Origin of the sequence: Pseudomonas sp. GZD-222 (assembly GCF_049310525.1) — a bacterium.
Lineage (GTDB): Bacteria > Pseudomonadota > Gammaproteobacteria > Pseudomonadales > Pseudomonadaceae > Aquipseudomonas.
Genome location: NZ_JBMOWO010000033.1, coordinates 1 through 12,039 on the forward strand (window position 1 = coordinate 1; position 12,039 = coordinate 12,039).

A 12,039-nucleotide genomic window follows, 5' to 3' on the forward strand; every position below is an offset into this window, starting at 1 on the left:
TGAAAAAGAAGATCAATGCATGGCCTTGATGGATGGGGAACCGGTAGCGGGGCAAGCCCGCTCCCACAGTGGTGTGACAACTGTGGGAGCGGGCTTGCCCCGCGATGTTTTTTTACATCCGCGGATAATCGATGTAGCCCACCGGCCCCTTGCCATAGAAGGTTTCAGGATGCGCCTGGTTCAGCGGCGCATCGGCGGCCAGGCGAGCCGGCAGGTCGGGGTTGGCGATGAACGGAACGCCAAAGGCCACCGCATCCGCCTTGCCGCTGGCCAGTGAAGCATTGGCACTGGCCTTGGTGAAGCGTTCGTTGACGATGTAAGGGCCACCGAAGGCTTCCTTGATCAATGCGCCGATACTGTCATCACCTTCTTTTTCCCGCGAGCAGATGAAGGCAATCCCGCGTTTGCCCAGTTCACGGGCCACATAGGTGAAGGTTTCAGCACGATTGGCGTCGCCCATGTCATGGGAATCGGCCCGCGGCGCCAGATGCACACCCACGCGTTGCGCACCCCATACCTCGATCACCGCATCGGTTACTTCCAGCAGCAGGCGTGCACGGTTTTCCAGCGACCCACCGTACTCGTCGCTGCGCTGGTTGGTGCTGCTCTGCAGGAACTGGTCGAGCAGGTAGCCGTTGGCGGCATGCACTTCAACGCCGTCAAAACCTGCGGCCTTGGCGTTCTCGGCGCCGGTGCGGTAGGCCTCGACGATATCGGCGATTTCTTCCGTTTCCAGGGCCCGTGGCGTCGGGTAATCGGCCAGTGGACGGACCAGGCTGACGTGGCCCTTGGGCTGGATCGCGCTTGGTGCTACCGGGGTTTCACCGTTGAGGTAGAGCGGGTGCGAGATGCGCCCGACGTGCCACAGCTGGAGGAAAATCCGCCCGCCAGCACCATGGATGGCCTTGGTGACGTTGGTCCAGCCGCGCACCTGGTCGTTGGACCAGATACCCGGGGTGTCGGGGTAACCGACGCCCATCGGCGTTACCGAGGTGGCTTCGCTGAGGATCAGCCCGGCGCTGGCCCGTTGTACGTAGTACTCGGCCATCAACGCGTTGGGTACCCGGCCTTCGTCGGCGCGGCAGCGGGTCAGCGGTGCCATGATGATGCGGTTCGGCAATTCGAGGTCGCCGAGGGTGATCGGATCGAAAATAGTCGTCATATAAACCTCAAGGCAGATCAGTGAGTGGCAGGTGCCAGTTCGGCGTTGTTGCCGCGCTGGCTGAAGGTAATCAGGGTGACGATCAGGGCCAGCACGGCCAGTGCGGCGGCGGCCAGTGGTACGCGGGTCAGGCCCAGTCCTTGAGCGATTACCGTGCCGCCGACCCAGGCGCCCAGGGCGTTGCCCAGGTTGAAAGCGCCGATGTTGAGGGTCGACACCAGGTTCGGTGCGGCCTTGCCGAAGGTGACCACGTTGACCTGCAGCGCCGGTACGGCGGCAAAGGCTGCGGTGGCCCAGAGGAACAAGGTGATCTCGGCCGGGATCAGGGCAACGCTGGTCCAGCTGAGGACGGTGGAAATCACCGCCATGCTGGCAAACACACCGACCAGAGTGGCGCCCAGGCGTTTGTCAGCCAGCTTGCCGCCGACAATGTTGCCCAGGGTCAGGCCAACACCGATCAACAGCAGGGTCCAGGTCACGCCACGCGGTGAAACACCGGTGACATCGCCCAGCAGCGGCGCGACATAGGTGAACAGGGCAAACATCGAGGCCGAGAACAGTACGGTCATCGACAGCGACAACCAGATGCCTGCGCCCTTGAGGGCCGCCAGTTCGGCGCGCATGTCGAGCTTTTCCTCATCATGGCGAAACGGCAGGAAGCGAATCAGGCCGATCAGGGCAATCACACCGATGACGGTTACGGCCCAGAACGTCGAGCGCCAGCCGTACTCCTGACCCAGCGCGGTGCCCAGCGGCACACCCAGCACGTTGGCCAGGGTCAGACCGGTAAACATCAGGGCTACTGCCGAAGCGCGGCGATTGGCCGGTACCAGGCTGGCGGCAACCACCGAGCCGATACCGAAGAAGGCACCGTGACACAGAGCGGTAACCACCCGGGCGAACATCAGCAGGTTGTAATCGCTGGCCACCGCACACAGCAGGTTACCGACGATAAAGACTCCCATCAGGGCGATCAGGGCAGCTTTGCGCGGCAGCCGAGAAGTGGCCAGGGCCATGAACGGCGCACCGATGGCCACGCCCAGGGCGTAACCGGTGACCAGCCAGCCGGCGCCGGGAATCGACACACCGAGGTCCGCCGCGACATCGGGCAGCAGGCCCATGATGACGAACTCGGTGGTGCCGATGGCGAAGGCGCTGAGCGCCAGGATGATTAGTGAAAGGGGCATTGCAAGGTCCTTGTCAGAGCTCTTGGCTCATCTGCTTGAGGAAGGCCTGAATGGTTTCCTCGTTGCGTTTGAAAAAATGCCACTGCCCGATTTTCTGGCTGCTGATCAGGCCCGCACGTTGCAATGTGGCCAGGTGGGCCGAGACCGTGGACTGCGACAGGCCGCAGCGTTGGTCGATCTGGCCGGCGCAGACACCGTGCTCGGTGCTGTGGTGCTGGTCAGGAAACTGCACGTCGGGATCCTTCAGCCAGTTGAGGATTTCTCGCCGTACTGGGTGGGCCAGGGCTTTTATTATTTCGTCGAGATCGAGAGGCATGGTTGGGCTCATGGTTGTGTAGCGGTATATCGCGATGTGGCGAAATATAAATCGGTATTTCGCGATATACAAATATGAAGAGGTTCTTAGCTCAGCGTAAATCGCTATATCGGGTTATAACGATATAGGTTGGTCTAGTGCTAGACTGCGCTCATGAACTATCTCGCACACCTTCATCTGGGCGGCCAGCAACCCGAGCAATTGCTTGGCAGCCTCTATGGGGATTTCGTCAAAGGGCCGTTGGCCGGGCGTTTCCCCGTGCCGCTGGAGGCGGCGATCCGCCTGCACCGGCAGATCGATGTGTTCACCGACAGCCACCCGCTGGTGCTGCAATCGCTTGGCCGTTTCCCACGGGAGCGGCGGCGCTATGCCGGGATCATTCTCGATGTGTTCTTCGATCATTGTCTGGCTGTGCATTGGCAAGACTATGCCGATCAGCCCCTGGAGCAGTTCACCGGCAGGGTCTATCAAGTACTGGCGGCACAGCCGGATCTGCCCGGACGACTCGCTCAGATCGCGCCCTACATGGCGGCGGATGACTGGCTGGGGTCATACCGTGAATTCGAGGTGCTGGGGCAGGTGTTTCGCGGGATCGCCCGACGCCTGTCACGCCCCGAAGGGATGGACGGCGCCCTCGAGCTGGTCGATGGGCTGTACGCGCCATTGATGGATGACTTTCGCAGCTTTTACCCCGAGTTGCAGGCGTTCGCCGGCAAGGCCCTGGCTCAGGTTTAGGCGGCTTTCGCCCGGCGCTGTGGCTGAGCGACCGGCTGCTCGGCGCCAAACAGGGCCACTTGAATGGCTTGCTGGGCCTTGAAAGCCAGTGCTGCGCGTTCTTCGCCAGCACTTGGGATCGGCTGCAGTAACTTGATCTCCACTTCGCCACACTCATTGGCAAACAGCCGCATCAGGTGTGAAAGCAGGTCATCGTCACCAATGAACGGCGCGACTGTATCAATCTGGCCATCCCGCAGGTAGCGCAGGGCCACTGGCTGCAGCGGCGTTTGGGTATCGATGGCGCTGGCCAGCAGGCGACCGTGGAAGGTACGCAGGCTGCGACCGTCGGTGGTGGTGCCTTCCGGGAAGATCAACAAGGCACAGGCCTGTTGCAGGTGCTGGCTGATCTGCTTGCGCAACAATTGGCTGTCGTTGCCGCCACGGCGGATGAACAGGGTGCCGGCCTTTAGCGCGAGCCAGCCGGCCACCGGCCAGCTGCGTACTTCGGCCTTGGACAGGAACGACAGCGGGGTGAGCATGCCCAGCAGCGGAATGTCGGTCCACGACACATGGTTGCTGACCCAGAGCATGGGTTGCTGCGGCACCTGGCCAACGACCCGGACTTTGAAGGGCAGGGCATTGCTCAGCTTGCGCATGAACAGTTGTGACCAGCGCTGACGGCGCTCGGCCGAGGCCGGAATGTGCAGACGTTCGTAGAGGCTGAACAGTGTCGCCATCCCCAGGCCGAACATCACCACCAGCAGCACCCGCAGGACGCGTGCGAAGACGCGCAGGCGCTGCATCAGACAGCCGCCTTGAAGTGGCGGGCGTAGCGCGGGCAGAGTTCGTCGCGCTTGAGCAGGATGAACACGTCGGCGACCTGGAAGTCTTCATCCCAGCAGGGTTCGCCGCAGATCTTCGCGCCCAGACGCATGTAGGCCTTGAGCAGCGGTGGCATTTCGGCGATGACATTGCCGGGCAGGGCCAGGCTTGGCAGCGGGTTCTTTGGTTCGGCGCGCAGGTGTTCGGTACACAGGTAGCGTTCGCGCAGGCGTTGCATGATCGCATGGGCCTGGACACCGCCGTCTTGCATGGGAATGCTGGCGCAGCCCATCAGGTAGCTGTAGCGCCCTTCGTTGAGCACTTCGGCCAGCTCCGCCCAGAGCACGGCGATGGTGCCGCCATTGCGGTAGGCCGGGTCGACACAGGTGCGGCCCAGTTCCAGGATCGGCCCTTGCAGATGGCCGAGGCCATGCAGGCTGAATTCTTCTTCGCTGTAGAAACGGCCCAGGCTGCTGGCGGCCTGGTGGTCGAGCAGGCGCGTGGTGGCGACCAGGCGCCCGTTGTTGAGGTCACGTACACCGATATGACGGCAGTGAATATCGTAGTCGTCCATGTCCAGGCCCAGTTCGGCGCCCTTGAGCTTGGCCTTGAATTCACCGCTGAATACGCTGAAGCGAAGGGCCTGCGCTTCCTGCAGGGCGCTTGGCCCGACCAGGCGTTCGGCTTGCAGACGGCGTTCAGTGCTGTTGTCGCCAGAGCGAGCGATCCGAGTCATTGCGAGTCTCCATAAGCCAGCCATGGGGTTGCGGCCGGTCGACTTTGTTGTGCAAGCTCAGCCTAGGTAGACGCGGTGTCACCCCCATGAACCTTTGGTGATGCTTGTATGACAGCCCTCAAGGAGCATCCGATGGCCTGGCTACAACGACTCAACGACCCACAGCGACAGCCTCTGCTGGAGAATCTGGCCGATACCTACAGCAGCTTGCTGGCGCGCCTGGAGACGGTCAGCCCATTCGAGCTGGCAGTGCTCGGCGCGCGTGCCATGCCGACGCCGGGGCTGGCCTTTCTTATCGGCTATCAGGCTGCCTTGCGCATGCTCTGGCCCAGCGCCCCGGCCAGCCTTGGCGCGTTGTGCGCCAGTGAGCGGCGCAGCGTGCGCCCGGCCGACATGCAGGTACGCCTGGACGATCTGCGCCTGACTGGCAGCAAGGATTTCGTCACCGCCGGACTGGATGCCGACTGGCTGCTGGTGGCCGCACGCAGTGAGGCGCCAGGCGACGGCCCGCAACTGAGTCTGGCGGTGGTCTATCCCGGTGAGCCGGGGGTGCGGCTGGAGCCGTTGCCGGCCCTGCCGCTGATGCCGGAAGTCGGTCACGCTCGACTGCACCTGGAGCAGGCACTCTGTGAACGCCTGGCCGGCGATGGCTGGGACGCTTACGTCAAACCTTTCCGCACCCTTGAAGACCTTTATGTGCTCAGTGCCCTGTGCGCCTGGCTGTATGGCGTCGGCCAGGACAATGGCTGGCCGCAAAGTCTGCAGCTGCGTCTGATCGGTTTACTCGGTGGCTGCGCCGAGGGCTCCCGGCAGTGTGCCGACGCCACCGCCTGCCACTTGTTGTTGGGCGGCCTGTTTGCCCAGTTTGCAGCGCTCAAGGACGAGGTCAACCAGGCCTTGAGCAACACCCCCGGCGACTGGGCGACGCTGTGGCAGCGCGACCAGGGCTTGCTCGAGATTGCCAGTGCCGCGCGGGCCAAACGTCTGGCCAAGGCTTGGGCCAACGCCGGATTGTCATGAGGTGTGGATAGGCTGGGGGACCTTGGTCACGAGTGACGTCGCATGAATAAAGCGTTGTTGGGGGTGTTGCTCAGTCTGGCTTGCCTCAGTGGTCCGGCTTTCAGTCAGGAGGACTGGCCGGTCCCGGACTGGCCAAAGGCCGCAGATGTCAACAGCCCATCCTGGCGTCAGGTGCAGGCTTACGCCTTTGCGCCGCGTGATGAGAACAGCCGTGAAGGCGTGCGCACCGATGCCCTGTTGGTGATCAAGGACGGCGTTATTGTCTTTGAACACTACGCAGAACCGACTACAGCGCGGACGCCGCACCTGACCTGGTCCATCAGCAAGAGCGTACTGGCCACGGTGCTGGGCGTCGCCCGTCGCGAGGCGCGCTTCAATCTCGATGACCCGGTCGCGCGCTTTTATCCCCCCATGCAGGCCCATCCTCAGGTTCGGCTGCAAGACCTGCTGCACTGGGCAAGCGGCCTGGATTGGCAGGAAGACTACGAGTACGCACCGTTGCATTCCTCGGTTGTCGCCATGCTCTACACCCGGGGGCGCGCGGACATGGCCGCATACACCGCCGCCCGGCCGGCGGCGGCTGAGCCGGGCCAGCGTTTTCTCTATTCCAGTGGCGACAGCAATGTCCTGGCGGCAGCCTTGCGCACGATGGTCGGGCCTGAGCGCTATCGGCAGTATCCGTGGGACGCCCTGTTCACGCCGCTGGGTATCACTTCGGCGGTCTGGGAAAGTGATGCCAGCGGAACACTGGTGGGCTCCTCTTACCTCTACATGAGCACTCGCGACCTGGCGCGCATCGGTTTACTGATGTTGCGTGACGGCCGCTGGCAGGCGCAACAGGTGCTGCCCAGGGATTGGCTGGTGTTCAATCGCACCCCGTTTGCCAAGGCTGTCGCCCAGGCCGGGGAAGCCAACCCTGGCGGTCACTGGTGGCTCAATCAGCCGTTGCCCGGCGCAGGGCGGCCATGGCCGGATGCGCCGGCCAATACCTTTGCCGCATTGGGACATTGGGGCCAGGCATTGTATGTACTGCCCGATGAACACCTCGTAGTGGTGCGCTACGCCGATGACCGCGATGGCCAGTTCCAGCACAACGAATTGCTCAAGCGTGTGCTGGCGGCCCAGGCCGAGGGACAGCCATGAAGCGCTTGCTGCTGGTGCTTTTGTTACTGGTGGGTGCCTGGACCTGGTACGAACGCCAGGCCTTGGCGGACTTCAGCGGTATTCTCAGTGGCTACTCGGCCAAAGAGTATTGTTCGTGCCGCTTCGTCATGGGCTTCGATGCGCCTTACTGCCAGGCCTACGTGCGCCAGTACTTGCCATTGAGTCGACTTGAGGAAAATGAGCAAAGCCGCCAGGTCACCGCCATGGGGCTGGGAGTCGAACGCCATGCGCGTTGGCAGGGCGCACGTGAGGGCTGTCGCTTGCTGCCGTGAAGGCAGCCGGGTAAGGTTGACGGCCTCTGTGTTACAGGATTTCTCATGTTCTCTCTGCCCCGTCTTCTCCTTGTCGTGCTCGCCTGTGTGAGCTTCTCGGCCCAGGCCAACTGGCACCTGGATGGCGAGTCGTCACGACTGTCGTTCATTTCCAGCAAAAATGGCGATACCGCCGAAGTCCATCGTTTCCTGGTATTGCATGGCAAGGTCGATCGCAAAGGTGCGGCCGAGCTGATGATCGAGATGGACTCCAACAGCAGTGGTGTGCCGTTGCGCGATGAACGCATGCGCAAGGACCTGTTCGAATTTGCCCGCTTCCCGGAAGCCACAGTCACCGCCCAGATTGACCTGCGGCCGATCAACGACCTGGCCAATGGCGCCCAGGTCGAGCTGCGTCTGCCGGTAACCGTCAAGCTGCACGGTAAAGAGCACAGCTACAACGCCCTGCTGCTGGCCACGCGCCTGGACGAGCGGCGTTTCCAGGTGGTGACCCTGGAGCCGCTGATGCTGCGTGCCGAAGACTTCGACCTGGCACCGGGCCTGGAGACCTTGCGCAAGATGGCCGGACTCAAGTCCATCAGCCCGTCGGTGCCGGTAGCCGCAGTATTGATCTTCACGGCGCGCTGATATGGCCGGACCGGTCTTCCCCTGGCGAGATGGCAACCGGTTCGAGTTATTGATCGACGGCCCCGCGTTCTTCCCACGTATGCTCACTGCGATCCAGCGGGCCGAGCAGCAGGTTGATCTGGAGCTGTACCTGGTGGAGGCGGGCGCCTGCGCCGAGGCCATGGTTCAGGCGCTGGTGCAGGCCGCCGAGCGAGGCGTGCAGGTGCGCTGCCTGTTCGACGACTATGGCTCGCTCGCGTTCACCTTGAACCTGCGTCAGCGCCTGCTCGCCGCTGGCGTCGAACTGCGCTGGTACAACCGCCTGCGCTGGCGCCGCGGTTTTCGCAATCTGTACCGTGACCACCGCAAGTTGCTGCTGGTCGACCAGAGCTGGGCAGTGGTGGGAGGGACCGGCGTCACCGATCAGTTCTGGGTGCCTGACGAAGAGGTCAGTGAGTGGCACGAAGTGATGGTGCAAATGCAGGGGCCGCTGGTTGCTGACTGGCAGATGCTCTTCGATCGGCAGTGGCGCGCCAACCTGCGCCGCACGGCCTGGCGGCCACCGACCCATTTTGGCCTGCCGCGCTTGCCGCATGTGCCTGACCGCGGTGAAGGCATGGGCCGGGTGGCCTATGCCGATGCCCGCCAGCACCGGGACATTCTGCAGTCGCTGGTACGGGCGTTGAACAGCGGCCAGCGACGGATCTGGCTGGCTACCCCGTATTTTCTACCGACCTGGAAAGTGCGCCGCTCCCTGCGCCGGGCGGCCGCCCACGGCATCGATGTGCGCCTGCTGTTGACCGGTCCGCGCACGGACCATCCTTCGGTGCGCTATGCCGGCCATCGCTATTACCCGAGATTGATGCGTGCCGGGGTGAAAATCTACGAATACCAGCCGTGCTTCCTGCATCTGAAGATGGTGTTGGTGGATGACTGGGTGAGCATCGGTTCATGCAACTTCGATCACTGGAACCTGCGCTTCAACCTTGAGGCGAATGTCGAGGCTCTCGATCCTTCGCTGACTGCCGCCGTGGCCGCAAGCTTCGAGCGCGACTTCGCCCAGAGTCTGTCCATCGACCTTGCCCATTGGCATGCGCGGCCGCTGTGGAAGCGTCTGCAGCAGCGCTTGTGGGGCTGGCTGGACCGTTTGGTGGTCAATATGCTTGATCGCCGCGATTGATCGCGGGGCCATAAAAAAAGCGGCAGGGGAGTGCTTCCCCTGCCGCTTTTTTGTCAGCAAACCCTGAGGTTTACTTCACTTCCACCGCCAGACTTTCAGCGATCTTGCTCTGCCACAGTGCCGGGCCGGTGATGTGCACCGACTCGCCATTGCTGTCGACCGCGACGGTGACCGGCATGTCTTTTACGTCGAACTCGTAGATCGCTTCCATGCCCAGTTCGGCAAACGCCAGGACCTTGGACTTCTTGATCGCCTGGGCCACCAGGTAGGCGGCGCCGCCGACGGCCATCAGGTACACAGCCTTGTTGTCCTTGATCGCGTCGATTGCGGTCGGGCCGCGCTCGGACTTGCCGATCATGCCCAGCAGGCCGGTCTGTTCAAGGATCTGACGGGTGAACTTGTCCATCCGCGTAGCGGTGGTCGGACCGGCAGGGCCAACCACTTCTTCGCGCACCGGATCAACCGGGCCGACGTAGTAGATGAAGCGGCCTTTCAGATCGACCGGCAGCTCTTCGCCACGGTTGAGCATCTCGACCATGCGCTTGTGCGCGGCGTCGCGACCGGTGAGCATCTTGCCGTTGAGCAGGATGGTCTCGCCCGGCTTCCAGCTCTGTACATCTTCCGGGGTCAGGGTGTCGAGGTCGACACGGCGGGCCGATGGGCCAGCTTCCCAGACGATTTCCGGGTAGGCGTCCAGCGACGGCGCTTCGAGGTCGGCAGGGCCGGAACCGTCGAGCACGAAGTGTGCGTGACGGGTGGCGGCGCAGTTCGGGATCATGCACACCGGCAACGAGGCCGCGTGAGTCGGGTAGTCCATGATCTTGACGTCGAGCACGGTGGTCAGACCGCCCAGGCCCTGGGCACCGATGCCCAGCTGGTTGACCTTCTCGAACAGCTCCAGACGGATCTCTTCGATACGGTTCTGCGGGCCACGGGCCTTGAGCTCGTGAATGTCGATGGACTCCATCAACACTTCCTTGGCCATTACCGCGGCTTTCTCGGCGGTACCGCCGATGCCGATGCCGAGCATGCCCGGCGGGCACCAGCCAGCGCCCATGGTCGGCACGGTCTTGAGTACCCAGTCGACGATCGAGTCGGACGGGTTGAGCATGGCCATCTTCGACTTGTTCTCGGAGCCGCCGCCTTTGGCTGCCACGTCCACTTCCACGGTGTTACCCGGAACGATGGAGTAGTGGATCACCGCCGGAGTGTTGTCCTTGGTGTTTTTGCGTGCACCTGCCGGGTCGGCAAGGATAGAAGCACGCAGGACGTTTTCCGGCAGGTTGTAGGCGCGACGCACGCCTTCGTTGATCATGTCGTCCAGGCTCATGGTCGCGCCGTCCCAGCGCACGTCCATACCGACGCGCACGAACACGGTGACGATACCGGTGTCCTGGCAGATCGGGCGGTGGCCAGTGGCGCACATGCGCGAGTTGATCAGGATCTGGGCGATGGAGTCGCGCGCAGCGGGCGACTCTTCACGCAGATAGGCCTCATGCATGGCCTGGATGAAGTCAACGGGGTGGTAGTACGAAATGAACTGCAGGGCGTCGGCAACGCTCTGAATCAGGTCGTCTTGCTTGATCACGGTCATGCAGCGCGCTCCTCTTAAAGACGGGAACATTCAATAAGGTATTCCGACGCGGACAGGCCGAGGTGTCGAAACGACCTTTCACGGCGCGCCGACGGTCTGGCTGGCGGCGCAAAAAAGGCGCGGCAGTATAGCGTGCATCGGCCTTGGGTACACGTATCAGTGGTCTGACGAAGGTCGGTAAGCGACGGGCATTGTTTTTGCGTAGCGGTGGATTATGCAAAACTGACGACTGGTAGGTCCGGGAGACCCTTGATGCCTGAATTGCGGGTGGGTGAACAGCAGTGGACGGTGACGCCGGGCAGCAATTTGCTCGATGCCCTCAATGCGGCGGGTTTTTCTGTGCCTTACAGCTGCCGCGCCGGCAGTTGTCATGCCTGTCTGGTGCGCTGCCTGCACGGGCAGCCGCAGGATGCCCGGCCCGATGCCTTGACTGAGGCGCAGCGCCAGGCGGGTTGGCGGCTGTCCTGCCAGTGTCGGGTCGAAGAGGATGTCCAGGTCGCGCTGTTCGATCCGCAACAGGATGGCATCGCCGCGACCCTGGTCGCGCGCGACTGGCTGAGTCCGACGGTACTGCGCCTGCGCCTGCAGGCCGAGCGGGCCTTGCGCTATCAAGCGGGCCAGCACCTGGTGCTGTGGAGCGTCAATGGCGTGGCCCGGCCGTATTCCCTGGCCAGCCTGCCCGGCGATGAGCGCTTTCTTGAGTTCCATCTCGATTGTCGTCAGTCCGGCGCGTTCTGTGATGCCGCGCGCCAGCTGCAGGTCGGTGACGCTCTGCGTCTGGGGACTTTGCGCGGTGGTGCACTGCACTACGACGCCGACTGGCAGGATCGCCCGCTATGGTTGCTGGCCGCAGGCACCGGGCTGGCGCCCCTGTGGGGGATTTTGCGCGAAGCCCTGCGCCAGGAACACCATGGACCGATTCGCCTGCTGCACCTGGCGCATGACTGCCAGGAACACTATCTGGCCGGGGCTTTGGCCGAGCTGGCGCAGCAGCATCCGCAATTGCAGGTTGAGTTGCTTACTCCCCAGGAGTTGCCCCAGGCCCTGGCTGCGCTGCGCTTGCAATCACGACAGACGATTGCCCTGGCCTGTGGCTCAGCGGCCAGTGTCGAGCAGTTTTCCCGTCGCTTGTTTCTGGCCGGACTGCCGCGTAACCAGCTGTTTGCCGACATCTTTATCGGACACGCATAAAAAACCCGGTGGGAGCGGGCTTGCCCCGCGATGCGATGTGGCTGACATATCGCATCGCGGGGCAAGCCCGCT

General features: G+C 63.0%; 13 protein-coding genes. 7 read left to right on the top strand and 6 right to left on the bottom strand.

Annotated elements, in window-relative coordinates:
- Positions 1–112: 112 nt before the first annotated feature.
- The 3 genes from ACO6VD_RS06245 to ACO6VD_RS06255 are packed head-to-tail and all read right to left on the bottom strand — an operon-like array spanning position 113 to position 2,665.
- Positions 113–1,162 (bottom strand): alkene reductase, encoded by a 1,050-nt coding sequence (locus tag ACO6VD_RS06245; RefSeq protein WP_422417718.1) that lies wholly within the window; start codon positions 1,160–1,162, stop codon positions 113–115.
- A 17-nt stretch (positions 1,163–1,179) separates the two neighbouring features.
- Positions 1,180–2,349 (bottom strand): MFS transporter, encoded by a 1,170-nt coding sequence (locus tag ACO6VD_RS06250; protein ID WP_400171749.1) that lies wholly within the window; start codon positions 2,347–2,349, stop codon positions 1,180–1,182.
- 13 nt (positions 2,350–2,362) lie between these two features.
- Positions 2,363–2,665 (bottom strand): ArsR/SmtB family transcription factor, encoded by a 303-nt coding sequence (locus ACO6VD_RS06255; protein WP_038607345.1) that lies wholly within the window; start codon positions 2,663–2,665, stop codon positions 2,363–2,365.
- Between the two features lie 153 nt (positions 2,666–2,818).
- On the opposite strand from ACO6VD_RS06255, the gene ACO6VD_RS06260 reads away from it, so the two are divergent.
- On the top strand, positions 2,819–3,400 hold the full coding sequence (locus ACO6VD_RS06260; RefSeq protein WP_422417719.1) for an ACP phosphodiesterase: 582 nt from the start codon (positions 2,819–2,821) through the stop codon (positions 3,398–3,400).
- Here the strand turns inward: ACO6VD_RS06260 and ACO6VD_RS06265 are convergent.
- Both ACO6VD_RS06265 and olsB read right to left on the bottom strand, forming a co-directional pair.
- Positions 3,397–4,185 carry a lysophospholipid acyltransferase family protein gene (locus ACO6VD_RS06265; RefSeq protein WP_422417720.1) on the bottom strand — a complete coding sequence of 263 codons (789 nt, stop codon included), beginning with the start codon at positions 4,183–4,185 and terminating at the stop codon, positions 3,397–3,399. The two genes, ACO6VD_RS06260 and ACO6VD_RS06265, sit on opposite strands and share 4 nt — an antisense overlap.
- Positions 4,185–4,940, bottom strand: a complete 756-nt coding sequence (olsB, locus tag ACO6VD_RS06270; protein WP_422417722.1) for an L-ornithine N(alpha)-acyltransferase — start codon at positions 4,938–4,940, stop codon at positions 4,185–4,187. Before olsB ends, ACO6VD_RS06265 begins: the two co-directional genes overlap by 1 nt.
- 132 nt (positions 4,941–5,072) lie before the next feature.
- Here olsB and ACO6VD_RS06275 point away from each other — a divergent pair, with 132 nt between their 5' ends.
- From ACO6VD_RS06275 to ACO6VD_RS06295, 5 genes are read left to right on the top strand one after another with little or no spacing between them, the layout of a single operon-like run.
- Positions 5,073–5,960: an acyl-CoA dehydrogenase gene (locus ACO6VD_RS06275; RefSeq protein WP_422417723.1), complete on the top strand. Its 888-nt coding sequence runs from the start codon at positions 5,073–5,075 to the stop codon at positions 5,958–5,960.
- A gap of 42 nt (positions 5,961–6,002) precedes the next feature.
- A complete protein-coding gene (locus ACO6VD_RS06280) occupies positions 6,003–7,103 on the top strand; it encodes a serine hydrolase domain-containing protein (protein ID WP_422417724.1) in 1,101 nt (366 codons plus the stop codon).
- Positions 7,100–7,396 (top strand): amidase, encoded by a 297-nt coding sequence (locus tag ACO6VD_RS06285; protein WP_422417725.1) that lies wholly within the window; start codon positions 7,100–7,102, stop codon positions 7,394–7,396. The genes ACO6VD_RS06280 and ACO6VD_RS06285 overlap by 4 nt, the downstream gene beginning before the upstream one ends.
- A gap of 45 nt (positions 7,397–7,441) precedes the next feature.
- Entirely contained in the window at positions 7,442–8,023 is a 582-nt protein-coding gene (locus tag ACO6VD_RS06290; RefSeq protein WP_422417726.1) for a YceI family protein, read from the top strand.
- 1 nt (position 8,024) lies between these two features.
- Positions 8,025–9,182, top strand: a complete 1,158-nt coding sequence (locus ACO6VD_RS06295) for a phospholipase D-like domain-containing protein (protein ID WP_422417727.1) — start codon at positions 8,025–8,027, stop codon at positions 9,180–9,182.
- A gap of 70 nt (positions 9,183–9,252) precedes the next feature.
- On the opposite strand, the gene ACO6VD_RS06300 is transcribed toward ACO6VD_RS06295, so the two are convergent.
- Positions 9,253–10,776: a fumarate hydratase gene (locus tag ACO6VD_RS06300; protein WP_422417728.1), complete on the bottom strand. Its 1,524-nt coding sequence runs from the start codon at positions 10,774–10,776 to the stop codon at positions 9,253–9,255.
- Between the two features lie 252 nt (positions 10,777–11,028).
- Here ACO6VD_RS06300 and ACO6VD_RS06305 point away from each other — a divergent pair, with 252 nt between their 5' ends.
- Positions 11,029–11,967, top strand: a complete 939-nt coding sequence (locus tag ACO6VD_RS06305; protein WP_422417730.1) for an iron-sulfur-binding ferredoxin reductase — start codon at positions 11,029–11,031, stop codon at positions 11,965–11,967.
- Positions 11,968–12,039: the final 72 nt, after the last annotated feature.

Excerpts from the sequence above, each read along its gene's own strand:
- ACO6VD_RS06285 (WP_422417725.1), top strand. The coding sequence starts at position 7,100 with ATGAAGCGCTTGCTGCTGGTGCTTTTGTTACTGGTGGGTGCCTGGACC.
- ACO6VD_RS06275 (WP_422417723.1), top strand. The coding sequence starts at position 5,073 with ATGGCCTGGCTACAACGACTCAACGACCCACAGCGACAGCCTCTGCTG.
- ACO6VD_RS06300 (WP_422417728.1), bottom strand. The coding sequence starts at position 10,776 with ATGACCGTGATCAAGCAAGACGACCTGATTCAGAGCGTTGCCGACGCC.
- ACO6VD_RS06255 (WP_038607345.1), bottom strand. The coding sequence starts at position 2,665 with ATGCCTCTCGATCTCGACGAAATAATAAAAGCCCTGGCCCACCCAGTA.
- ACO6VD_RS06260 (WP_422417719.1), top strand. The coding sequence starts at position 2,819 with ATGAACTATCTCGCACACCTTCATCTGGGCGGCCAGCAACCCGAGCAA.
- ACO6VD_RS06250 (WP_400171749.1), bottom strand. The coding sequence starts at position 2,349 with ATGCCCCTTTCACTAATCATCCTGGCGCTCAGCGCCTTCGCCATCGGC.
- olsB (WP_422417722.1), bottom strand. The coding sequence starts at position 4,940 with ATGACTCGGATCGCTCGCTCTGGCGACAACAGCACTGAACGCCGTCTG.
- ACO6VD_RS06295 (WP_422417727.1), top strand. The coding sequence starts at position 8,025 with ATGGCCGGACCGGTCTTCCCCTGGCGAGATGGCAACCGGTTCGAGTTA.
- ACO6VD_RS06280 (WP_422417724.1), top strand. The coding sequence starts at position 6,003 with ATGAATAAAGCGTTGTTGGGGGTGTTGCTCAGTCTGGCTTGCCTCAGT.
- ACO6VD_RS06290 (WP_422417726.1), top strand. The coding sequence starts at position 7,442 with ATGTTCTCTCTGCCCCGTCTTCTCCTTGTCGTGCTCGCCTGTGTGAGC.
- ACO6VD_RS06305 (WP_422417730.1), top strand. The coding sequence starts at position 11,029 with ATGCCTGAATTGCGGGTGGGTGAACAGCAGTGGACGGTGACGCCGGGC.
- ACO6VD_RS06245 (WP_422417718.1), bottom strand. The coding sequence starts at position 1,162 with ATGACGACTATTTTCGATCCGATCACCCTCGGCGACCTCGAATTGCCG.
- ACO6VD_RS06265 (WP_422417720.1), bottom strand. The coding sequence starts at position 4,185 with ATGCAGCGCCTGCGCGTCTTCGCACGCGTCCTGCGGGTGCTGCTGGTG.